This window comes from Citrobacter sp. RHBSTW-01044, from assembly GCF_013781945.1.
In the GTDB taxonomy this organism is placed as follows: Bacteria; Pseudomonadota; Gammaproteobacteria; order Enterobacterales; family Enterobacteriaceae; genus Citrobacter; species Citrobacter braakii.
The window spans coordinates 356,161-378,872 of the sequence record NZ_CP056180.1 but is presented as its reverse complement, the minus strand read 5'-3'; the positions used below and the strand labels follow the sequence as shown (position 1 = coordinate 378,872).

Below are 22,712 nucleotides of genomic sequence, written 5' to 3'. Positions count from 1 at the left end.
GCAAAGTTTGCGTCTACGCTTCGCGAATCTGTGCCTGAAGATAGTTCTGGAGTCCCATCTTCTGGAGCAGATCCAGTTCCGTTTCCAGCCAGTCAATGTGACCTTCTTCATCAGCAAGGATTTCGATCATCATATCCCGGCTAACGTAGTCATGGACGCTGTCGGCATAGGCAATGGCTTCACGTAAATCTTTAGCTCCATCGAGTTCGAGTCGAAGATCGGATTGCAGCATCTCTTCAACATCTTCGCCTATACCCAACTTACCAAGATCCTGTAAGTTTGGGAGCCCTTCTAAGAATAAAATACGCTCGATATATTTATCAGCGTGTTTCATCTCATCGATAGATTCATGGTACTCAACATCATTGAGGCGAGTCAGTCCCCAGTTTTTGAACATACGAGCATGGAGAAAATACTGGTTGATTGCGACAAGCTCATTTCCCAATAGTTTATTGAGATAATTTATGATTTTAACATCACCTTTCATTTTATAGTCCCTCCGCTTCCACTCTTAGAGCGTAGATGGGGCTACAGGGATGTCAAAAAAAAGAGTGTGACTTAGGCGATCTCTTTAAATTCTGGCATTTGCGTTAATTCATCCTGCATGACTTCGCGGGCAGCACGAATGCACTTACCACATTGATTTCCAACAGGAATAAATTTACGCAATTGCTGAAAGGACTGAGGATGAAACTGGCGAACAGCCTGACGTATTTTTTTATCACTTATCGCATTACACAAACAAACGTACATGATCGCTCCCGTTCAATTTCTGCGCAAAGTGTAAATGAGAATAGTTATGATTACAATAGCACAACGCTATTTACGCAGCGGGAGAATGAATGAAAAATGCGAATAAATATGACAACTGCTAAATCGCGGACAGCAAAAAGGGCGCCGAAGCGCCCTTTTTAAGCTCAAAGCTAATTAATCAATAATTAGCTCATTACTTTAGCAACAACGCCCGCACCAACAGTACGGCCGCCTTCACGGATTGCGAAACGCAGACCGTCGTCCATCGCGATTGGGTGGATCAGGGTAACAACCATTTTGATGTTGTCGCCCGGCATTACCATCTCAACGCCTTCCGGCAGTTCGATGGTACCAGTCACGTCAGTAGTACGGAAGTAGAACTGCGGACGGTAGCCTTTGAAGAACGGAGTATGACGGCCGCCTTCGTCTTTGGACAGAATGTACACTTCAGATTCGAACTTGGTGTGCGGCTTGATAGAGCCCGGCTTAGCCAGTACCTGACCACGTTCGATTTCTTCACGTTTGATACCACGCAGCAGAACACCAACGTTCTCACCAGCACGGCCTTCGTCCAGCAGTTTGCGGAACATTTCAACGCCAGTACAGGTAGACTTAGCAGTCTCTTTGATACCAACGATTTCAACTTCTTCACCAACTTTGATGATACCGCGCTCTACACGACCGGTAACAACGGTACCACGACCGGAGATGGAGAATACGTCTTCGATAGGCAGCAGGAACGGCTTGTCAATCGCACGCTCTGGTTCCGGGATGTAAGAATCCAGGAAGCCAGCCAGTTCGATGATTTTCGCTTCCCACTCTGCTTCGCCTTCCAGCGCTTTCAGAGCAGAACCACGAACGATTGGAGTGTCGTCGCCCGGGAAATCGTACTGAGACAGAAGTTCACGAACTTCCATTTCTACCAGTTCCAGCAGCTCTTCGTCATCAACCATGTCGCATTTGTTCAGGAACACGATGATGTACGGAACGCCTACCTGACGACCCAGCAGGATGTGCTCACGAGTCTGCGGCATCGGGCCGTCAGTCGCAGCAACAACCAGGATCGCGCCGTCCATCTGCGCAGCACCGGTGATCATGTTTTTAACATAGTCGGCGTGGCCCGGGCAGTCTACGTGTGCGTAGTGGCGAGTCGGGGTGTCATATTCAACGTGAGAAGTGTTGATGGTGATACCACGAGCTTTTTCTTCCGGCGCGTTATCGATCTGGTCGAATGCACGAGCAGCACCGCCGTAGGTTTTAGCCAGTACGGTGGTGATTGCAGCGGTCAGGGTAGTTTTACCGTGGTCAACGTGGCCGATGGTGCCGACGTTAACGTGCGGTTTTGTACGTTCAAATTTTTCTTTAGACACGGCTATATTCCTTACTATAGTGCTCTCCCCTGGGGAGAGAGCACGGGACTTAGGTTTTAATCCTGTGGTTTATTTACCACGGGCTTCAATAACGGCCTGAGCAACGTTGTTCGGCGCATCGTCGTACTTCAGGAACTCCATGGAGTAAGAAGCACGGCCTTTGGTCAGAGAACGCAGCTGGGTTGCATATCCGAACATTTCAGACAGCGGAACTTCAGCATGGATAACAACGCCAGTGACGTTGGATTCCTGACCACGAAGCATACCACGACGGCGGCTCAAGTCACCGATTACGTCACCGGTGTTCTCTTCCGGAGTCTCTACTTCAACCTTCATGATAGGCTCAAGCAGAACTGGTTTCGCTTTCTTAAAGCCATCTTTGAAGGCGATAGAAGCGGCCAGTTTAAACGCCAGCTCAGAGGAGTCAACGTCATGGTAAGAACCGAAGTGCAGACGCACGCCCAGATCAACAACCGGGTAACCAGCCAGCGGGCCAGATTTCAGCTGTTCCTGGATGCCTTTATCAACGGCCGGGATGTATTCGCCAGGAATTACACCACCTTTGATGTCGTTGATGAACTCGTAGCCTTTCGGGTTTGAACCCGGCTCCAGCGGGTACATGTCGATAACAACATGACCGTACTGACCGCGACCACCAGACTGCTTAGCGTGTTTACCTTCGATATCGGTAACTTTCGCGCGAATCGCTTCACGGTAAGCAACCTGAGGTTTACCGACGTTCGCTTCAACGTTGAATTCACGCTTCATACGGTCAACGATGATGTCGAGGTGCAGCTCACCCATACCGGCGATAATGGTCTGGTTAGATTCTTCGTCAGTCCAAACGCGGAATGACGGGTCTTCTTTAGCCAGACGGCCCAGAGCCAGACCCATTTTTTCCTGGTCAGCTTTGGTTTTCGGTTCTACCGCGATGGAGATTACCGGCTCAGGGAATTCCATACGCTCCAGAATGATCGGGTGATCCGGGTCACACAGAGTGTCACCAGTGGTCACGTCTTTCAGACCGATAGCAGCAGCGATATCGCCCGCGCGAACTTCTTTGATCTCTTCACGTTTGTTAGCGTGCATCTGTACGATACGGCCAAAACGCTCGCGTGCAGTTTTCACTGAGTTCAGGATGGTGTCACCGGAGTTAACCACACCAGAGTACACGCGGAAGAAGGTCAGGTTACCCACGAACGGGTCGGTAGCGATTTTGAATGCCAGAGCAGCAAACGGCTCTTCATCGCTAGCATGACGCTCAGCCGGAGTATCTTTACCGTCGTCCAGAATACCGTTGATCGCAGGTACGTCGACTGGGGATGGCAGGTAATCAATTACCGCATCCAGCATCGCCTGAACACCTTTGTTCTTGAACGCAGAACCACAGGTTACCAGGATGATTTCGTTGTTCAGAACGCGCTGACGCAGAGCTTTTTTGATCTCTTCTTCAGTCAGTTCTTCACCACCCAGGTATTTCTCCATCAGCTCTTCTGAAGCTTCCGCAGCGGACTCGATCAGGTTCTGGTGCCATTCTTCAGCCAGTTCCTGCATGTCAGCCGGGATATCTTCATAAGTGAAGGTTACGCCTGCATCTTCTTCGTTCCAGTTGATGGCTTTCATTTTCACCAGGTCAACAACACCGGTGAACGCTTCTTCAGCGCCAATCGCCAACTGCAGCGGAACAGGGTTCGCGCCCAGACGGGTTTTGATCTGACCAACAACTTTCAGGAAGTTCGCACCCATACGGTCCATTTTGTTAACGAACGCAATGCGTGGAACTTTATATTTGTTTGCCTGACGCCATACGGTTTCAGACTGAGGCTGAACACCACCAACTGCGCAGTAAACCATTACTGCACCATCAAGCACACGCATGGAACGTTCTACTTCGATAGTGAAGTCAACGTGCCCCGGGGTGTCGATGATGTTTACGCGATGCGGTTCATACTGCTTAGCCATACCAGACCAGAATGCAGTAGTCGCTGCGGAGGTGATAGTAATACCACGCTCCTGCTCCTGTTCCATCCAGTCCATGGTGGCTGCGCCGTCATGAACTTCACCGATTTTATGGTTTACACCGGTGTAGAACAGAATACGTTCGGTAGTAGTGGTTTTACCGGCGTCGATGTGCGCACTGATACCGATGTTACGGTAGCGCGCGATGGGTGTTGTACGAGCCATTTGATTCCTCGTTTATCTTTTAGGCGTTCAATTTAAGTAGCCCAAAGCGGGCTGCTTACTAGAAGCGCCCGCCTGGTGACTAAAACTCCGAAGGGATTACCAACGGTAGTGTGCGAACGCCTTGTTGGCTTCTGCCATACGGTGAACGTCTTCACGTTTCTTAACTGCAGTACCTTTGTTTTCTGCAGCATCAGAAAGTTCGTTCGCCAGGCGCAGAGCCATGGATTTATCACCGCGTTTACGAGCAGCTTCAACGATCCAACGCATTGCCAGGGCATTACGGCGAACCGGACGGACTTCAACTGGAACCTGATAAGTAGAACCACCAACGCGGCGAGACTTAACTTCGACAGTCGGACGCACGTTTTCAAGGGCTACTTCAAAAGCTTCCAGGCCATCTTTACCAGAACGCTGAGCCAGGGTCTCCAGCGCGCTGTATACGATGGTTTCTGCAGTAGATTTTTTACCATCTACCATCAGGATATTTACAAATTTAGCCAGCAGCTCTGATCCGAACTTAGGATCCGGCAGAATTTTACGCTGACCAATGACGCGACGACGTGGCATGGGAATACTCCGTTGTTAATTCAGGATTGTCCAAAACTCTACGAGTTTAGTTTGACATTAATATAAAACGTTTGGCCTTACTTAACGGAGAACCATTAAGCCTTAGGACGTTTCACGCCATACTTGGAGCGTGATTGCTTACGGTCTTTAACGCCGGAGCAGTCAAGCGCACCGCGAACGGTGTGGTAACGAACACCCGGGAGGTCTTTTACACGACCGCCACGGATCAGGATCACGGAGTGCTCCTGCAGGTTGTGACCTTCACCACCGATGTAGGAAGTCACTTCAAAACCGTTAGTCAAACGCACACGGCATACTTTACGCAGTGCGGAGTTTGGTTTTTTAGGAGTGGTAGTATATACACGAGTACATACGCCACGTTTCTGCGGGCATGCTTCCAGTGCAGGCACGTTGCTCTTTGCAACTTTGCGTGCGCGTGGTTTGCGTACCAGCTGGTTAACTGTTGCCATTAAATAGCTCCTGGTTGTAGCTTTCGCTTCGTAAACACGTAATAAAACGACCTCATACAATATGAGGACGCAGAATTTTAGGTCGGTGTCGAAAAGGTGTCAAGAAATATACAACGATCCCACAATTACCAGGACATCTGGCTGGGATGCTTCACCGTAAGTCTGACGAAGTCAGTATAGCTAACCCTGACGACACTGTCTGAAATTTGACCACCTAAGCCGCGAGCTTTAATGTCTTCTTCCAGTACATAGACCTTAATGGAGGCATTTTGCAGACTTTCAAGGAAACGGCTTCCTTCTATTGCCGCGGTCACGCCATCCTGAAGCAATAAAAGTTCATCGTCTTTATCAATCAGGCGAAGAAGAGAGGAGAAATCGGTAAGCCACGCGGAACGATGTAATGTGTGCAGCATGAGTATCTCAAAACCTTAAAATGACGTCATAGTTGCCTAGCTCACGGCGTAAATCTTCCGGTTCTAACGCTGTCGCATCGACCACAAAATTACCCCCCTGCTGGAGGCCCCGCTCGCGTAATGAGGCGGCACAAAGCCAACATTGATCGATATCGTACAACCCTAACAGCTTGAAGGTTGCGATATAGTCGCGAGCCAGCACGACATCCGGTTGTTGTCCCTGGAGGATTTGAAAAACGCCATCGCCGATAAAAAATACGCCGAGGTCTTCCGTTAACGCCGATGTCGCCAGTAAGGCATCTAACCCTTCGCGGCCAGACGAACTGCCATGCGGCACGGTAGAAAAGACAAAAGCAACACGTTTCATTAAAACTGCACCACGCGATCGCAGGTCAGGGATGCCTCAGCCAGCGAACCCAGCCCGCTGAGGTTAAAACCTGATTGTAAATTAGCCCCTGCCAGTCCCAGTCGCTTCGCTTCTGTTTCATCAACGACGCCGCGACGCAGCGCCGCAGCTACACAGATATTCAGCGTCACGCCATGCTGCTGGTTCAGCTGTTGCCAGGCCCGCACCAGATCATATTCATCACTGGCGGGCGAAGTCAGGAAGTTGGCATTATACACACCTTCACGATAGAAAAAGACGCTGCATAGCTCATGCCCTTCTTTGAGTAACGCATGAGCAAATTGCAACGCGCTGCTCGCCTGCTGCGTGCCATAAGCTGGCCCCGTCACCATAATGGCAAAACGCATTACTTGTCTTGCCCCTGGAAATCGCCGCTTTTGAACTGACGAATATAGAGGTAAACCGTGTGCTTGGAGATGTTCAGCCGATCGGCGACCTGGTTAATGGCATCTTTAATATCGAAGATACCTTTCTCATACAGATTCAGGACAATCTGGCGATTCTTGGCATTGTTGGAAACATTACGATCGGCATTCACTTCTTCAATCGTGAATTCCAACGTTTGGGTAACCAGGTCTTCCACCGAAGAAGCGAAGTTAACGGCAGAACCCACTTCCGGGGTTTCCGGTGGAATAAAGGTATTCATTATCTGCGAGAATGGAACATCTAGGTTCATGTTGATGCACAGCAGACCAATCACGCGATGCTCACGGTTGCGAATGGCAATCGTCACCGACTTCATCAAGACACCGCTTTTCGCACGTGTGAAGTAACACTTCGACACGCTGCTATCCGCACCCGTCATATCATGCAGCATACGCAACGCAAGGTCAGTAATCGGCGAGCCAATTTTGCGGCCCGTGTGTTCACCGTTAGCAATGCGGATGGCCGAGCATTTCAAATCCTGCAAAGAGTGCAATACGATTTCACAATGGGAACCAATGAGCATCGCCAACCCGTCCACAACCGCTTCGTAGGATTTGAGGATATCGAAATCGGTTTGATCGAAAGGACGTTGATCCAGTAAATCTAGCTCACTGGTTTCGTTGGTTAAAAGCGACCTGGACATGAAAAAAAGCACTCCTTTTCAGGAGCCTGTCGTTATGTTGTCAGGGCAGGCTCATCACTATTATAGGGGCATCTAAAGTAATACAGCGCACAAGGCGCTTTCCAGTATTAATTATATCCTGTCGATAATAAAAAACCGCCGCCCTGTGGGCGGCGGTATCTGGTTACTTACTTTTTGCTGCTGTCCGCAGCTTTAGCTGCCGGTGCAGCATCTGGCTGCGCATCGGCCTTCGGTGCCGGTTTGATGTCTAACAGTTCAACATCAAAGACCAGCGTAGAGTTAGCCGGAATGCCCGGTACGCCGGTTTTGCCGTAAGCCAGATCCGGCGGGATAACCAGCTGGATTTTGCCGCCTTTCTTGATGTTTTTCAGGCCTTCGGTCCAGCCCGGGATAACACCGTCAAGACGGAAAGAGAGCGGCTCACCGCGAGTATAAGAGTTATCAAACTCTTTACCATCAATCAGCGTACCTTTGTAGTTGACTACCACGGTATCGCTATCTTTCGGTGCAGCGCCGGTACCTTCTTTCTCTACTTTATAGACCAGGCCAGTAGAAGAGGTTTTAACGCCCTTCTCTTTAGCAAATTTCTCGCGGTAAACTTTACCTTTGGCTTCATTGTCAGCCGCGTCTTTTTCCATTTTCGCCTGAGCGGAGCTCTTCACGCGTGCTTCAAACGCCTGCAGAGTTTGTTCGATTTCCTGGTCAGACAGTTTGCTCTTGTCTGCAAACGCATCCTGAACGCCAGCGATCAGCTGATCTTTATCCAGTTTGATGCCCAGTTTTTCCTGCTCTTTCAGAGAGTTTTCCATATAACGACCCAGGGACGCGCCCAGCGCGTAAGCGGCTTTTTGGTCGTCATTCTTGAATGCTGCTTTGCTGTCAGCAGTAGCGGCTGGTTTCGCAGCGTCAGCAGCGAAGGTGATCGGGGCATGCAGAGCAACAGCCATTGTGGTCGCCAGCAGCGTTACTTTAAACAGTGATTTCATCCATATCTCCAGGGCCGGGGCATCTCACCCCAAGGTTAGCTAACATAAAAATGTACTATAAAGCGTTGCAGAACAAATCAACATACGGGCACGCCCTATTATCACCACTTTTCAGACTCTTTTTGTTTAAATTAGTTTCGTGACCGAAGATTGAGTGCTGTGCAAACAGGCAAAGTTAAGTAGAATTCGCCGCAGTCCGCGATCTGCCGGAGAAAAAAGAAAGAGGTGAATCATGCAGGATACAACAATGGAAACTCGCCTGGCTGAACTGGAAAGTCGCCTGGCATTTCAGGAGATAACCATTGAAGAGCTCAACGTGACGGTGACCGCGCATGAACTGGAAATGGCAAAACTCCGCGACCATCTGCGTTTATTGACGGAGAAGCTCAAGGCAACGCAGCCGTCCCACATCGCGTCGCAGTCTGAAGAGACCCCGCCGCCACATTATTGAGACATAAAAAAAGCGGGATATTCCCGCTTTTTTTTATGCCATATACCGATTAGTGGCAACCGCAACCGCCGCCGTTACCTTTACCGCCACCGCCGCAGCAGCCTTCGCCACCGTGCTCGTGACCATGGTCGTGACCGTGACCACCGCAGCAACCGTCATGACCGTGGTCATGATCGTGGTCGTGACCGTGCGCACCGTGAACGTGGCCATGAGCCAGCTCTTCTTCGGTCGCTTCGCGGATAGCGACAACTTCTACGTTGAATTTCAGATTCTGGCCAGCCAGCATGTGGTTACCGTCAACCACAACGTGGTCGTCTTCCACTTCGGTAATTTCTACCGGTACTGGACCCTGGTCAGTTTCAGCCAGGAAACGCATGCCAACCTGCAGTTCGTCAACGCCCATGAAGACGTCTTTAGGAACGCGCTGCACCAGGTTTTCGTCGTACTGACCGTATGCGTCGTTTGCGCCAACAGCAACATCGAATTTGTCGCCAACTTCATGACCGTCCAGCGCTGTTTCCAGGCCAGAAATCAGGGAACCGTGACCATGCAGGTAGTCCAGCGGTGCACTCACCGGAGACTCATCAACCAACACACCGTCTTCTGTACGTACCTGATAGGCCAGGCTGACCACCAGGTCCTTTGCTACTTTCATGATATCTCCTGAGCATGGAAAGAATAGTGGCGCAGATTGTAGCGGAATTCTGCACCCGTGTACCCTCTAGCTTAAAAAAAGCTGCGCCATATCGCTAGTCCGGATGAAAAATCCCGATCACTTGCTCTTCTTTGCGAACGTGCTCGCGCGCCTCTTTATCGGCTTCCCGCATCTGATGACCGCACTTAACACACTCAACAATATCGATATTATTTTCGCGCCACATCGCCAGCGTATCCTGCGCCTGGCAGGACGGACATTTTGCGCCTGCGATAAAACGTTTACGAATTGCCATGGTTACCTCTACTCAAATTCATCCCAGCCATCCAGTTGACGTCGCTCTTGCTGCATCTCTCGTTGGAAAATCTCCTCAAGCTCGCGCCGGGCTTCCCTGGCTCGGGAGATTTGTACCGTATCCGTGTGCATGGGGATCAGTTCCCGCAACATGCGCATATCCAGCCGCCGAAAATGCAGCTGAGCGCGCTGAGCCTGGTGCGGATGCATGCCTAACGTAACCAGCGTTTTTCGCCCTAACTCCAGCGCACTGGAAAACGTTTCGCGGGAAAACTGCGTCACACCAGCCTGTAATAACTCATGCGCCTCTACACGTCCGCGCGCACGCGCAAGAATATGCAAATGCGGAAAATACTGTTGGCACAGCTCCACCAGCTTCATAGTGTCTTCAGGTTCATTACAGGTAATAACAATAGACTGTGCGGCTTCTGCACCCGCTGAACGCAACAGATCCACCTGCGTGGCATCACCGTAATAGACCTTATAGCCATATTTGCGCATTAGATTCACTGCGCTGATATCTCTTTCCAGGACGGTAATACGCATTTTATTGGCCATCAACAGACGACCAATAACCTGACCAAAGCGCCCAAAACCCACCACAATCACCTGCGGTTTATCATCTTCCACCCAAGGTTTTTCATCTTCTTCATCCGTACCGTTAAACTGGCGAGAGAGCCATTTATCAATCAACTTCATCACCAGCGGCGTGGTCATCATCGATAGCGTGACGGTCACCAACAACAGCGCCATTTGGTCACCCTGAAACAGCCGTTGAGAAGAGGCCGTTGAAAACAGCACGAAAGCGAATTCACCGCCCTGGCTTAAAACCCCGGCAAACTGCATCCGTTCTGAGCTTCTCATGCCGTTAAGATGCGCCAGTACATACAGCACCAGCATTTTTACTACCACCAGCACTATCACGCTCGCCGCCACCCACAAAATATGGGTATAGAGCACGCCAAGGTTAAGCGACATACCTACGGAGATAAAAAACAGGCCAAGCAACAGGCCTTTAAACGGATCGATTGCCGTTTCCAGCTCATGTCGGTATTCACTTTCCGCCAGCAGAACGCCCGCGATAAAGGTCCCCAGCGCCATCGACAGACCCAGCGCATCCATAAATAAAGCAGAACCCAGCACTAACAGCAGCGTGGCGGCGGTGAACACTTCCCGCACGCCAGAATCCGCAATAAAGCGGAAAACCGGACGCAGCAAATAGCGCCCGCCAATCAGCATGCCGGCAAAGGCCAGCACCTTCATCCCCACTTTGATCCAGTCAAAATGTTCGTCAGCAGACCCCGCCAGCAGCGGAACCAGCGCCAATGCGGGGATCACCGCCAGATCCTGAAATAGCAGCACCGAAAAGCCCAGTTGTCCGGATTCACTGCGATTCATGCCTTTTTCGCGCATCAACTGTAGCGCCATAGCGGTCGATGACATCGCCAGACCAATGCCGCCAACCACTGCCGCCTGCCAGGAGAACGCTGTAAGCATCAGTAGCCCTGCCAGCACGACCGCGCTTAGCATCACCTGCGCGGCACCGACGCCAAAAATTGAACGCCGCAATTGCCACAGTTTGGCTGGATTAAGTTCCAGCCCAATGATGAACATCAGAAAAACTACGCCCAGTTCGGAAAAGTGTAAGATTTCATCCACATCGCTGATGAACCCTAATCCCCATGGGCCGATAGCAATCCCCGCCAGCAAGTAACCCAGCACCGGACCGATACCCAGTTTTGAGGCCAGAGGAACTGCAGCCACCGCCGCGAAGAGGAACAACACGCCGGCAGTCAATAAATCAGAACCTTCCATCAGTGGCCTCCCACAGGGATCGGATTCGCCAGCCAGTCACCATACGCTTTCGCATGGCTGTCCAGCTCCTGCTTCGTTTGCCGTCTGGCCCAGTAGACAATGATAGGGCTCATCCAGTGCATGCGGCACATACCGGCCGTTAGCTCAAAAGGGCGCAGTACATCGCTCATTGGATAACGGTTTAGCGCGTCATAGCGGTAGGCGCTTTCCGGCTCGCCGGTAGTGATAACGCTCCGCCAGTACTTTCCCGCCAGTTGATTCCCCCCGGGGCCGCTGGCAAATCCTCGGCTCAGTACGCGGTCAAGCCACTCCTTTAACAACGCCGGGCAGCTATAGGTGTAGAGCGGGTGCTGAAAAACAATCACATCATGCTCGCGCAGCAGCGCCTGCTCATGCGGAATGTCGATAAAAAAGTCAGGATAGTGCGCGTACAGGTCGTGCACGGTAACATTGCTGAGCTGCATGGCCGGTTTAAGCAGTACCCGGTTCGCGACCGAGTCCTGAGATTCCGGATGGGCATACAGCAGCAAGACTTTCGCTGGCTGGAACATCATCCCCCTCCCGGTTTTGTCTTTTGTCTATTTTCGACGTTTTGGGCTACCATTGCGCCTCGGTGCGGCAAATGGCCCACACATTACATTATCATAATGATAAATTAACATAGTCTGAACATACGGCGCCTTATGATTGTTTTCTCATCGTTACAAATTCGTCGCGGCGTGCGCGTCTTGCTGGAAAATGCCACGGCCACCATTAATCCAGGGCAGAAAGTTGGCCTGGTAGGTAAAAATGGCTGCGGTAAATCTACCCTGCTGGCATTGCTGAAAAATGAACTCAGCGCCGACGCTGGAGGATTTACCTATCCGGGAAACTGGCAGCTCGCGTGGGTTAATCAGGAAACGCCTGCGTTGCCACAGCCGGCGCTGGAGTATGTGATTGACGGCGACCGCGAGTATCGTCAACTGGAAGCACAGTTGAACGATGCCAACGAACGTAACGATGGACACGCCATTGCCACCGTCCATGGCAAGCTGGATGCCATCGACGCCTGGACTGTGCGCTCACGCGCCGCCAGCCTGCTGCATGGCCTCGGCTTCTCCAACGAACAGCTTGAACGTCCCGTCAGCGATTTCTCCGGTGGCTGGCGTATGCGTCTCAACCTGGCTCAGGCGCTGATTTGCCGTTCAGACCTGCTGCTGCTCGATGAACCGACCAACCACCTCGATCTCGACGCGGTGATCTGGCTGGAAAGATGGCTGAAAAGCTATCAGGGCACGCTGATTTTGATCTCCCACGACCGCGACTTCCTCGATCCGGTGGTGGATAAAATTATTCATATCGAACAGCAAACGATGTTCGAGTACACCGGTAACTACAGTGCGTTTGAAATCCAGCGAGCGACCCGCCTCGCACAGCAACAGGCAATGTACGAAAGCCAGCAGGAGCGCGTGGCGCATCTGCAAAGCTATATCGATCGTTTCCGCGCTAAAGCCACCAAAGCAAAGCAGGCGCAGAGCCGTATCAAAATGCTGGAACGCATGGAGCTGATTGCCCCTGCGCACGTGGACAACCCGTTCCACTTCAGCTTCCGCGAGCCGGAAAGCCTGCCGAACCCGCTGTTAAAGATGGAAAAGGTCAGCGCCGGCTACGGCGACCGCGTCATTCTCGATTCGATCAAACTGAATCTGGTACCGGGGTCTCGCATCGGCCTGCTCGGACGCAACGGCGCGGGTAAATCTACGCTGATTAAGTTGCTGGCCGGCGAACTGGCCCCCATCAACGGCGAGATTGGCCTGGCAAAAGGCATCAAGCTGGGTTACTTCGCACAGCACCAGCTGGAGTTTTTGCGCGCCGATGAATCACCGATTCAGCACCTGGCGCGCATGGCGCCGCAGGAGCTGGAGCAGAAACTGCGAGACTACCTCGGCGGATTCGGCTTCCAGGGCGATAAAGTCAGCGAAGAGACTCGCCGCTTCTCCGGAGGTGAAAAAGCGCGTCTGGTGCTGGCATTGATCGTCTGGCAGCGCCCGAACCTGCTGCTGCTTGATGAACCGACCAACCACCTGGATTTGGATATGCGTCAGGCGCTGACCGAAGCGCTGATCGATTTCGAAGGCGCACTGGTTGTGGTCTCGCACGACCGTCACCTGATTCGCTCCACTACCGATGACCTCTATCTGGTGCACGACAAGAAAGTCGAGCCGTTTGATGGCGATCTTGAGGATTATCAGCAGTGGCTGAGCGATGTGCAAAAACAGGAAAACCAGAGCGACGAACCGGCAAAAGAGAGCGTTAACAGCGCCCAGGCACGTAAAGACCAGAAGCGTCGCGAAGCTGAACTACGCACCCTGACGCAACCGCTACGTAAAGAGATTACCCGTCTGGAAAAAGAGATGGAGAAACTGCACGCACAGCTGGCACAGGCGGAAGAAAAACTCGGCGATAGCGAGCTGTACGACCAAAGCCGCAAAGCCGAACTCACGGCATGCTTGCAGCAGCAGGCCAGTGCGAAATCCGGACTGGAAGAGTGCGAGATGGCCTGGCTGGAGGCTCAGGAACAGCTTGAGCAGATGCTGGCCGAGTAATCATGAGTGCCGGATAAGGCGAAGCCGCCATCCGGCACTATAGCCGATGATTGCCTGCTGACTGACTCGCGACAAAATCACATATTGGCTAACCCGCACGCGCTGTGCGCGGTATAGTTATTCTTTCCGATTATTAATTGCTCTGGTGTTATGGTTGAAATCACGTCCACAGAAATAACTCCACCTACCGACGATTCGCGAGAATTCCGCCCGATGCGCGGTATCAGTAACCGCCATCTGCAGACGATGCTGCCGCGTTTAATTCGCCGCAAGGTGAAGTTCGACGCCCACTGGCAGCGTCTGGAATTGCCCGACGGTGATTTTGTCGATCTGGCATGGAGTGAAGATCCGCAGCAGGCGAAACATAAACCGCGCCTGGTGGTTTTTCACGGTCTGGAAGGCAGTCTGAACAGCCCGTACGCACATGGCCTGATTGAAGCAGCGCAAAAGCGCGGCTGGCTGGGCGTGGTGATGCATTTTCGCGGCTGCAGCGGCGAACCCAATCGTCTGAACCGTATTTATCACTCCGGTGAAACAGAAGATGGCACCTGGTTTTTACACTGGCTGGCACGTGAGTTCGGTCGCGTGCCGACCGCGGCGGTAGGCTATTCGCTCGGTGGAAACATGCTGGCCTGTCTGCTGGCAAAAGAAGGTACTGAGATTCCAATTGATGCCGCGGTTATCGTTTCCGCGCCTTTCGTGCTGGAAGCCTGTAGTTACCATATGGACAAGGGATTCTCCCGGGTCTATCAGCGCTACCTGCTAAACCTGTTGAAAGCCAATGCCTCGCGTAAGCTAGAGGCGTATCCAGGATCGCTGCCGGTGAGTCTGGGCCAGTTGAAATCTCTGCGTCGCATTCGCGATTTTGACGATCTGATCACCGCCAAAATCCATGGTTTTGCCGATGCTATAGACTATTACCGTCAGTGTAGCGCTATGCCATTGCTCAACCAGATCGCCAAACCCACGCTGATTATCCATGCCAAAGACGATCCGTTTATGGATCATCACGTGATCCCTAAACCGGAAAATCTGCCCTCACAGGTAGAGTATCAACTGACGGAACACGGCGGCCACGTCGGATTCATTGGCGGCACGGTGCGCCGTCCTGAGATGTGGCTGGAATCCAGAATCCCGGACTGGCTGACAACGTATCTGGAGGCATCATCATGATCATCCCCTGGCAAGATATCTCCCCGGACGCACTGGACAATCTGATTGAAAGCTTTGTCTTGCGCGAAGGCACCGATTATGGTGAACATGAACGCTCGCTCGAACAAAAAGTCGCCGACGTCAAACGCCAACTACAATCTGGTGAAGCCGTGCTGGTATGGTCCGAACTGCATGAAACGGTCAACATTATGCCGAGGAAGCAGATTCACGAGTAATCCGTAGCCGACGGCCGACTATAATAAAAATTCAACCTATTCATGGAGTTGTTATGTCTGCCAAACATCCGGTGATTGCGGTAACAGGGTCCAGCGGCGCGGGGACCACCACCACCAGCCTCGCGTTTCGTAAAATTTTCGCGCAGTTAAATCTGCGCGCCGCCGAGGTGGAAGGTGACAGTTTTCATCGTTATACCCGTCCGGAAATGGACATGGCGATTCGCAAAGCGCGCGATGCCGGGCGGCATATCAGCTATTTCGGCCCCGAAGCTAATGACTTCGGTCTGCTGGAGCAAACCTTCATCGAATACGGCCAGACGGGCAAAGGTCAGTCGCGAAAATATCTGCACACCTACGATGAGGCCGTACCGTGGAATCAGGTTCCGGGTACATTTACGCCCTGGCAGCCGCTGCCTGAACCGACGGATGTCCTGTTCTATGAAGGACTGCACGGCGGCGTCGTAACCCCACAGCAAAACGTGGCCCGGCATGTCGATCTGCTGGTTGGCGTTGTGCCGATCGTGAACCTGGAATGGATTCAGAAGCTGACCCGCGATACCAGCGAGCGAGGACACTCGCGCGAAGCGGTGATGGACTCGGTGGTGCGCTCAATGGACGATTACATCAATTACATTACGCCGCAGTTTTCCCGTACGCATATTAACTTCCAGCGCGTACCGACCGTTGATACCTCCAACCCCTTTGCCGCCAAAAGTATTCCATCCCTGGATGAAAGCTTTGTCGTGATTCATTTTCGGAACCTGGAAGGGATCGACTTCCCGTGGCTACTGGCCATGCTGCAGGGATCATTCATTTCCCATATCAATACGTTGGTTGTTCCGGGCGGGAAAATGGGTCTGGCGATGGAATTGATTATGCTGCCGCTGGTCCAGCGACTGATGGAAGGCAAAAAGATAGAGTAAGGTGTTATTTTGCCGGATGGCGGCTGATGCCTTATCCGGCCTACGCGTTTATATCCTGTAGGCCTGATAAGTGAAACGCCATCAGGTATGACATCACGAAGCAGCAACCACTTCATAGGAGTGGGTAATGTTCACCGCCTTTTCCAGCATCAGCGCCACAGAGCAATATTTTTCCGCAGAGAGATCGACTGCGCGCGAAACGGACGCATCTTTCAGATCGTTACCCGTTACGATGAAATGCAGGTTGATGTGGGTAAACAGGCGCGGCGCTTCATCACGACGCTCTGAGGTCAGTTTCACTTCGCAGTTGGTCACATCCTGACGACCTTTTTGCAGGATCGAAACCACATCAATTGCGCTGCAACCACCCGCAGCCATTAATACCATTTCCATCGGGCTCGGCGCTTTATCACCGGAGTTACCGTCCATCAAAATTTGGTGACCAGAGGCGGACTCACCGAGGAAGGTTAACCCCTCAACCCACTTTACACGCGCTTGCATATTTCGTAACTCCAATGTTTCAATTTTCCTGACAGATTACGCGTACATAACAATTCTCGCAACGGAAGGCGACCTGCGTCATGCTGAAGCGAGACACCAGGAGACACACGGCGAAAGCTATGCTAAAACAGTCAGGATGCTACAGTAATACATTGACGTACTGCATGTATGCAGAGGACATCACATTACAGGCTGCAGTTAATTTTTGACAGCCCCTTTCCCAGGTAGCGGGAAGCATATTTTTGCAAACCCAGAGGCAGCGTCGTTTTCTGGCTCTGGAGACAGCTTATAACAGAGGATAACCGCGCATGGTGCTTGGCAAACCGCAAACAGACCCGACTCTCGAATGGTTCTTGTCTCATTGCCATATTCATAAGTACCCATCGAAGAGCACGCTGATTCACCAGGGTGAAAAAGCGGAAACGTTGTATTACATCGTTAAAGGCTCAGTGGCAGTGCTGATCAAAGATGAAGAAGGGAAAGAAATGATCCTTTCTTATCTGAATCAGGGCGATTTTATTGGTGAATTAGGCCTCTTCGAAGAAGGTCAGGAACGTAGCGCCTGGGTACGTGCCAAAACCGCATGTGAAGTCGCTGAAATTTCCTACAAAAAATTTCGCCAATTAATCCAGGTCAACCCGGATATTCTGATGCGCCTGTCTTCACAGATGGCTCGTCGCCTGCAGGTCACGTCTGAAAAAGTCGGCAACCTAGCCTTCCTCGACGTAACGGGTCGTATCGCGCAGACTCTGCTGAATCTGGCGAAACAGCCTGATGCGATGACCCACCCGGACGGCATGCAGATTAAAATCACCCGTCAGGAAATCGGCCAGATCGTTGGCTGCTCCCGTGAGACCGTTGGTCGTATTCTGAAGATGCTGGAAGATCAAAACCTGATCTCCGCACACGGTAAGACCATCGTCGTCTACGGCACCCGTTAACCCCATCGAAGTGGCGCGTTACTCAGTGATGCGCCACTTTTGTTTACACCGATGTGGCGAAGACTGATATACCACCCAGAGATCAACTACGCACTACGGCAGACGCTGGTGCTATGTTTACCTGTGGCTGTTGGTCTGATCATCGGTCAGCTTCATCTGGGACTCCTCTTCTCCCTGGTCCCTGCCTGCTGCAACATTGCCGGTCTTGATACCCCGCATAAGCGCTTTTTCAAACGTTTAGCTATTGGCGCGTCTTTGTTTGCCGGTTGCAGTCTGATCATGCAGTTGCTGCTGGCACAGGCCATACCGCTGCCGCTTATCCTCACCGGACTGACGCTGATTCTTGGCGTAACCGCCGAGCTAAGCCCTCTGCATGCCCGACTGTTACCGGCCTCACTTATCGCCGCGATTTTCACGCTAAGCCTGGTCGGGAACATGCCCGTCTGGGAACCGTTGCTGATCTATGCGCTGGGCACGTTATGGTACGGCCTGTTCAACTGGTTCTGGTTCTGGATGTGGCGCGAGCAGCCGCTCCGTGAATCGCTCAGCTTGTTGTACCGTGAATTAGCCGATTACTGTGAGGCCAAGTACAGCCTGCTGACCCAGCATGCCGATCCGGAAAAAGCGCTGCCTCCCCTGCTGGTTCGCCAGCAGAAAGCGGTGGATCTGATAACCCAGTGCTACCAGCAAATGCATATGCTGTCGGCGCATCGCAACAACGATTACAAGCGCCTGCTGCGTGCCTTTCAGGAGGCGCTGGACTTGCAGGAGCATATTTCCGTCAGCCTTCACCAGCCGGAAGAGGTGCAAAAGCTGGTCGAACGCAGCCACGCCGAACAGGTGATTCGCTGGAATGCGCGCACCGTCGCCGAACGCCTCCGGGTACTGGCCGATGATATTTTGTATCACCGCTTGCCGACCCGTTTCTCGATGGACAAGCAGATTGGCACGCTGGAGAAAATCGCCAACCAGCATCCGGACAATCCGGTGGGACAATTTTGCTACTGGCACTTCAGCCGTATTGCCCGCGTGCTACGCACCCAGCGACCGCTGTACGCCCGAGATTTAATGGCGGACAAGCAGCGTCGGTTGCCGCTGATCCCGGCCCTGAAAAACTATCTGTCGTTGAAATCGCCGGCGCTGCGTAATGCCGGACGCATCAGTGTCATGCTAAGTATCGCCAGCCTGATGGGCAGCGCTTTACACCTGCCAAAGCCTTACTGGATTTTGATGACGATCCTGTTCGTCACGCAAAATGGCTACGGAGCAACCCGGGTACGTATTTTACACCGTTCAGCAGGAACGCTCGTTGGACTGGTCATTGCCGGAGTCACCCTGCACTTTCATATTCAGGAAGGTTACACGCTGGCAGGCATGCTGCTGATTACCCTGGGTAGCTATCTGATCATGCGCAAAAACTACGGCTGGGCTACCGTCGGCTTTACGGTCACGGCGGTATACACCCTGCAACTGCTGACGCTGAACGGAGAACAGTTTATCGTGCCGCGGTTTGTCGATACGGTTATTGGCTGCTTAATCGCCTTTGGCGGTACACTCTGGCTGTGGCCGCAGTGGCAGAGCGGCCTGCTGCGTAAGAACGCCCATGATGCGTTAGAAGCCGATCAGGAGGCCATTCGACTGATCCTCAGCAACGATCCGCAGGCCACGCCGCTGGCGTATCAACGCATGCGGGTCAATCAGGCACATAACACGTTGTTCAACTCACTGAACCAGGCGATGCAGGAGCCAGGATTCAACTCGCACTACCTGGCGGACATGAAACTGTGGGTCACGCACAGCCAGTTCATCGTCGAGCACATCAACGCGATGACCACACTGGCAAGGGAACACACAATGCTGACGCCGGATTTAGCGCAGCGGTATCTGGAATCCTGTGAAATTGCGCTCCAGCGCTGTCAGCAGCGGCTGGAATATGACGGACCGGGAAGCTCAGGCGATGTGAATATTCTCGAAGCGCCAGAGATGCTGTCCCACGGTCCGTTAAGCACCCTTGAGCAGCATCTGCAACGGATACTGGGGCATCTGAACACCATGCACACCATTTCGTCGGTAGCATGGCGTCAGCGACCGCACCACGGAATCTGGCTGAGCCGCCGTCTGCGGGACATGAAAGGTTAAGATCGACTGCCGGATGCGCTGTGCTTATCCGTCAACAGGTAATCAGGCAACGACTTTCGCTACCGCTTGTGCGAAACGCTGCATCCCTTCATCGATATCCGCCTGCTCAACTACCAGCGACGGCGCGAAACGCATCACGTCCGGTCCGGCGTTGAGTACCATCACCCCTTCGTGCGCGGCGGCATACAGGAAATCGCGCGCCCGGCCTTTAAACTGCGGCTTCAGCTCGGCGCCAATCAGCAGCCCCATCCCGCGAATATCGCTGAAAATGTCGAACTGTTGATCAATTTTATGCAAATGTTGGACAAACGTCTGACGTTTAGCCTGAATACCTTCCAACACTTCCGGCGTGTTGATGATATCAAACGCGGCCCCCGCAACTGCGCAGGCCAGCGGATTGCCACCATAAGTGGAACCGTGCGAACCCACGTGAAATGCGGAGGCAATCTCTTGGGTGGTCAGCACCGCGCTCACCGGGAAGCCGCCGCCGAGAGCCTTCGCGCTGGTGAGGATATCCGGCGTCACGCCGTAGTGCATATAGGCAAACAGATCGCCGGTACGGCCCATCCCGCTCTGCACTTCATCCAATACCAATAGCGCCTGGTGTTGGTCGCAAAGTTCACGCAAACCTTGCAGGAATTCCGGCGTTGCCGCAGTGACGCCACCTTCCCCCTGAATAGGCTCAACCACCACCGCACAGGTGTGATCGTCCATCACCGCTTTGACCGCATGCAGATCGTTAAACGGTACATGGATGATATCCGCTGGTTTTGGTCCAAAGCCGTCAGAGTATTTCGGTTGCCCGCCGACGGACACTGTAAACAGCGAACGGCCGTGAAACGCATTATGGAAGGCAATGATTTTGGTTTTGAACGGGCTATGGCGCACGCAGGCATAGTGGCGCGCCAGCTTAAAGGCGGTTTCGTTAGCTTCGGTACCCGAGTTCATGAACAGCACGCGCTCGGCGAAGGTCGCATCAATGATTTTACGACCCAGGCGCAACGCCGGTTCGTTGGTGAAAACGTTGCTGGTATGCCACAGGGTTTCACCCTGGGTTTTTAACGCCTCCACCAGGGCCGGATGGCAATGCCCTAGTGCAGTAACTGCAATGCCGCCCGCGAAATCAACATACTCTTTGCCCTGTTGATCCCAGACTCGACTCCCTTTCCCTTTTACCGGGATAAACTCAGCCGGTGCATAAATCGGCAGAATCACTTCATCGAATGTCGCGCGCGTAATTGCAGTTTGTTCAGTTGCCATGTCATTGCCACCCTGTTAAGCAGAAATGTTAGTGAAATTATAATCACAAAATATGAATAAAAAATCACTGAATAGCAACCACAAATCACCGGTTGAGGAAATTAGCCAGCAGTTGATGCCCCTGTTCGCTGAGAATACTCTCCGGGTGAAACTGCACCCCTTCCATATCCCACTCGCGGTGACGAATGCCCATAATCTCCTGCGTTTCACTCCAGGCTGTCACCTCAAAGCAGTCAGGAAGCGTCGCGGGGGCAACCACCAGAGAATGGTAGCGCGTCACCGTTAATGGGTTGGCGAGCCCCTGAAAAACACCCTGCCCGTTATGCGTAATTGGCGAGGTTTTACCGTGCATCACTTTAGCTGCCCGAACCACTGTCGCGCCAAAGGCCTGCGCCATAGCCTGATGTCCCAGACAAACACCCAGCAGGGGCGTCTTGCCCGCGAAATGACGAATAACATCCAATGAGATCCCAGCGTCATCCGGCGTGCAGGGGCCTGGGGATATTACGATTTTTTGCGGGCTTAGCGCGTCGATTTGCGCCAGCGTCAGTTCGTCGTTGCGCCTGACAAGGACATCAGCGCCCAGTTCGCAGAAGTATTGGTACAGGTTCCAGGTAAAAGAATCATAGTTATCGATAAGCAGGATCATGGCGGCTCCGGTACATAAGAACCGCGCTATTCTACTCAGTTTCCGGGGCTTCGCTTACCACTTTACGAAATATCGCCCTAAGCGCAGACAGGTCACCCATCGCCCCACTCTGATTAGCCAGGTTCCACTCCTCAACCGGAATGTCATCCCAGCTCAATATATACCCGGCATGAATCGCTAACTGTTCGAAAAAAATTCGCTGTGCCAGACCGCTGCCAATACGAAACGGATGCAGCACGTTGATTTCGCAATAATAGTGCGCAAGACGATCCACAAACTTATCTTCCGGTAACCCCACCAACCAGGACTCGTCTTCCAGGTCCTGCATCAGCGCATTGCCCTCTTTCTCGATATAAGCGAAATGACAAAAGCGGGTATCGCCCTGGTAAATATCCACTTCTCGCAGATGTCCCGCCCAGTCAAAAATATCCCGATACAGTTGGCGATGAATGGCGCACAGATGCGGCAAGCCCCGTTTAAGCGGGCCTAATTCGATAGTGGCCGCACGCAGCGCCGTCAGTTCATACGCCGCCTGCGCCAGGCGCTGTGCCTGATGAATCCCCAGACGGTTACGCATGACATTCAGGCCCGGATACAAATAGGGATCGCGTCCATCACCGAATTTATCGCTCATAGTGCCCCCTCAACTCTTCAAGACGCGCCAGGGCGTCTTCCGTGCTCAAAGTCACCCGTGGAATATCCACGCCTTCCAGCCGCCGACTGGCCTGGAAATTGGCATTTCGCCGTTGTTCCCAGAGTCTGGACTTTTGTTTATCGGTGAGTTTTTTCACGTGACCTCCCTGAATGAGCCGACACTTGCCACAAGTATAAGCGGCAATTTCAGGTTACGCAGAGAAGGGAAAGAACGCGGACAGGAACTGCCCGCGTAAAAG

At 52.5% G+C, this 22,712-nt stretch carries 27 protein-coding genes; 7 read left to right on the top strand and 20 right to left on the bottom strand.

The window, feature by feature from the left end; all coding sequences use genetic code 11:
* Positions 1-13: 13 nt before the first annotated feature.
* The 11 genes from bfr to fkpA form a co-directional block, all read right to left on the bottom strand.
* Positions 14-487: a bacterioferritin gene (bfr, locus tag HV352_RS01785; RefSeq protein WP_016154761.1), complete on the bottom strand. Its 474-nt coding sequence runs from the start codon at positions 485-487 to the stop codon at positions 14-16.
* Positions 488-558: 71 nt separating this feature from the next.
* A complete protein-coding gene (bfd, locus tag HV352_RS01780; RefSeq protein WP_003031111.1) occupies positions 559-753 on the bottom strand; it encodes a bacterioferritin-associated ferredoxin in 195 nt (64 codons plus the stop codon).
* A gap of 185 nt (positions 754-938) precedes the next feature.
* Positions 939-2,123: an elongation factor Tu gene (gene tuf, locus HV352_RS01775; RefSeq protein ID WP_003031109.1), complete on the bottom strand. Its 1,185-nt coding sequence runs from the start codon at positions 2,121-2,123 to the stop codon at positions 939-941.
* 69 nt (positions 2,124-2,192) lie between these two features.
* Complete coding sequence (gene fusA / locus HV352_RS01770) at positions 2,193-4,307, bottom strand: elongation factor G (protein WP_016154762.1); 2,115 nt, start codon at positions 4,305-4,307, stop codon at positions 2,193-2,195.
* Between the two features lie 96 nt (positions 4,308-4,403).
* Positions 4,404-4,874, bottom strand: a complete 471-nt coding sequence (gene rpsG, locus HV352_RS01765; RefSeq protein ID WP_016154763.1) for a 30S ribosomal protein S7 — start codon at positions 4,872-4,874, stop codon at positions 4,404-4,406.
* Between the two features lie 95 nt (positions 4,875-4,969).
* Positions 4,970-5,344 carry a 30S ribosomal protein S12 gene (gene rpsL / locus HV352_RS01760; RefSeq protein WP_003023654.1) on the bottom strand — a complete coding sequence of 125 codons (375 nt, stop codon included), beginning with the start codon at positions 5,342-5,344 and terminating at the stop codon, positions 4,970-4,972.
* 125 nt (positions 5,345-5,469) lie between these two features.
* Positions 5,470-5,757 carry a sulfurtransferase complex subunit TusB gene (gene tusB, locus HV352_RS01755; RefSeq protein WP_016157620.1) on the bottom strand — a complete coding sequence of 96 codons (288 nt, stop codon included), beginning with the start codon at positions 5,755-5,757 and terminating at the stop codon, positions 5,470-5,472.
* 7 nt (positions 5,758-5,764) lie between these two features.
* The gene (gene tusC / locus HV352_RS01750; RefSeq protein ID WP_047415984.1) at positions 5,765-6,124 is read right to left on the bottom strand and encodes a sulfurtransferase complex subunit TusC; all 360 of its coding nucleotides are present in this window, start codon (positions 6,122-6,124) and stop codon (positions 5,765-5,767) included.
* A complete protein-coding gene (tusD, locus tag HV352_RS01745) occupies positions 6,124-6,510 on the bottom strand; it encodes a sulfurtransferase complex subunit TusD (RefSeq protein WP_016154766.1) in 387 nt (128 codons plus the stop codon). The genes tusC and tusD overlap by 1 nt, the downstream gene beginning before the upstream one ends.
* Positions 6,510-7,232, bottom strand: a complete 723-nt coding sequence (locus tag HV352_RS01740; protein WP_003023643.1) for a transcriptional regulator — start codon at positions 7,230-7,232, stop codon at positions 6,510-6,512. The genes tusD and HV352_RS01740 overlap by 1 nt, the downstream gene beginning before the upstream one ends.
* A gap of 167 nt (positions 7,233-7,399) precedes the next feature.
* Complete coding sequence (fkpA, locus tag HV352_RS01735) at positions 7,400-8,218, bottom strand: FKBP-type peptidyl-prolyl cis-trans isomerase (protein ID WP_016154767.1); 819 nt, start codon at positions 8,216-8,218, stop codon at positions 7,400-7,402.
* Positions 8,219-8,450: 232 nt separating this feature from the next.
* Here fkpA and HV352_RS01730 point away from each other — a divergent pair, with 232 nt between their 5' ends.
* The gene (locus tag HV352_RS01730) at positions 8,451-8,669 is read left to right on the top strand and encodes a protein SlyX (RefSeq protein WP_003023639.1); all 219 of its coding nucleotides are present in this window, start codon (positions 8,451-8,453) and stop codon (positions 8,667-8,669) included.
* Between the two features lie 49 nt (positions 8,670-8,718).
* Here the strand turns inward: HV352_RS01730 and slyD are convergent, their stop codons facing one another.
* From slyD to kefG, 4 genes are all read right to left on the bottom strand, one after another.
* A complete protein-coding gene (gene slyD, locus HV352_RS01725) occupies positions 8,719-9,324 on the bottom strand; it encodes a peptidylprolyl isomerase (RefSeq protein ID WP_003023634.1) in 606 nt (201 codons plus the stop codon).
* 94 nt (positions 9,325-9,418) lie between these two features.
* Positions 9,419-9,619, bottom strand: coding sequence for a YheV family putative zinc ribbon protein (locus HV352_RS01720; protein WP_016154768.1), 201 nt, complete (start codon positions 9,617-9,619; stop codon positions 9,419-9,421).
* Positions 9,620-9,627: 8 nt separating this feature from the next.
* Positions 9,628-11,433, bottom strand: a complete 1,806-nt coding sequence (gene kefB / locus HV352_RS01715; protein ID WP_101700382.1) for a glutathione-regulated potassium-efflux system protein KefB — start codon at positions 11,431-11,433, stop codon at positions 9,628-9,630.
* Positions 11,433-11,984 (bottom strand): glutathione-regulated potassium-efflux system ancillary protein KefG, encoded by a 552-nt coding sequence (gene kefG, locus HV352_RS01710; RefSeq protein WP_137379857.1) that lies wholly within the window; start codon positions 11,982-11,984, stop codon positions 11,433-11,435. Before kefG ends, kefB begins: the two co-directional genes overlap by 1 nt.
* Before the next feature lie 132 nt (positions 11,985-12,116).
* On the opposite strand from kefG, the gene HV352_RS01705 reads away from it, so the two are divergent.
* From HV352_RS01705 to HV352_RS01690, 4 genes are all read left to right on the top strand, one after another.
* Positions 12,117-14,018 carry an ABC transporter ATP-binding protein gene (locus HV352_RS01705; RefSeq protein ID WP_049271910.1) on the top strand — a complete coding sequence of 634 codons (1,902 nt, stop codon included), beginning with the start codon at positions 12,117-12,119 and terminating at the stop codon, positions 14,016-14,018.
* A gap of 150 nt (positions 14,019-14,168) precedes the next feature.
* A complete protein-coding gene (locus tag HV352_RS01700) occupies positions 14,169-15,191 on the top strand; it encodes a hydrolase (RefSeq protein WP_016154772.1) in 1,023 nt (340 codons plus the stop codon).
* Entirely contained in the window at positions 15,188-15,406 is a 219-nt protein-coding gene (locus HV352_RS01695; protein ID WP_003023615.1) for a YheU family protein, read from the top strand. Before HV352_RS01700 ends, HV352_RS01695 begins: the two co-directional genes overlap by 4 nt.
* Before the next feature lie 53 nt (positions 15,407-15,459).
* Positions 15,460-16,329, top strand: coding sequence for a phosphoribulokinase (locus HV352_RS01690; protein WP_003827751.1), 870 nt, complete (start codon positions 15,460-15,462; stop codon positions 16,327-16,329).
* Between the two features lie 93 nt (positions 16,330-16,422).
* Here the strand turns inward: HV352_RS01690 and HV352_RS01685 are convergent, their stop codons facing one another.
* Positions 16,423-16,830 carry an OsmC family protein gene (locus HV352_RS01685; RefSeq protein ID WP_016154773.1) on the bottom strand — a complete coding sequence of 136 codons (408 nt, stop codon included), beginning with the start codon at positions 16,828-16,830 and terminating at the stop codon, positions 16,423-16,425.
* Between the two features lie 308 nt (positions 16,831-17,138).
* Between HV352_RS01685 and crp the strand changes: the two genes are divergently transcribed.
* Both crp and HV352_RS01675 read left to right on the top strand, forming a co-directional pair.
* Positions 17,139-17,771, top strand: a complete 633-nt coding sequence (gene crp, locus HV352_RS01680) for a cAMP-activated global transcriptional regulator CRP (protein ID WP_000242758.1) — start codon at positions 17,139-17,141, stop codon at positions 17,769-17,771.
* Positions 17,772-17,822: 51 nt separating this feature from the next.
* Positions 17,823-19,910, top strand: a complete 2,088-nt coding sequence (locus HV352_RS01675; protein ID WP_016154774.1) for a YccS/YhfK family putative transporter — start codon at positions 17,823-17,825, stop codon at positions 19,908-19,910.
* Between the two features lie 42 nt (positions 19,911-19,952).
* Here the strand turns inward: HV352_RS01675 and HV352_RS01670 are convergent, their stop codons facing one another.
* The 4 genes from HV352_RS01670 to HV352_RS01655 all read right to left on the bottom strand — a co-directional run bounded on the left by HV352_RS01670 (position 19,953) and on the right by HV352_RS01655 (position 22,610).
* Positions 19,953-21,170, bottom strand: coding sequence for an aspartate aminotransferase family protein (locus HV352_RS01670; RefSeq protein WP_019078160.1), 1,218 nt, complete (start codon positions 21,168-21,170; stop codon positions 19,953-19,955).
* An 85-nt stretch (positions 21,171-21,255) separates the two neighbouring features.
* Positions 21,256-21,819: an aminodeoxychorismate synthase component 2 gene (gene pabA / locus HV352_RS01665; protein WP_016154776.1), complete on the bottom strand. Its 564-nt coding sequence runs from the start codon at positions 21,817-21,819 to the stop codon at positions 21,256-21,258.
* A 31-nt stretch (positions 21,820-21,850) separates the two neighbouring features.
* Positions 21,851-22,453: a putative adenosine monophosphate-protein transferase Fic gene (locus tag HV352_RS01660; RefSeq protein ID WP_104652066.1), complete on the bottom strand. Its 603-nt coding sequence runs from the start codon at positions 22,451-22,453 to the stop codon at positions 21,851-21,853.
* Positions 22,443-22,610, bottom strand: coding sequence for a YhfG family protein (locus tag HV352_RS01655; RefSeq protein ID WP_016157626.1), 168 nt, complete (start codon positions 22,608-22,610; stop codon positions 22,443-22,445). The genes HV352_RS01660 and HV352_RS01655 overlap by 11 nt, the downstream gene beginning before the upstream one ends.
* Positions 22,611-22,712: the final 102 nt, after the last annotated feature.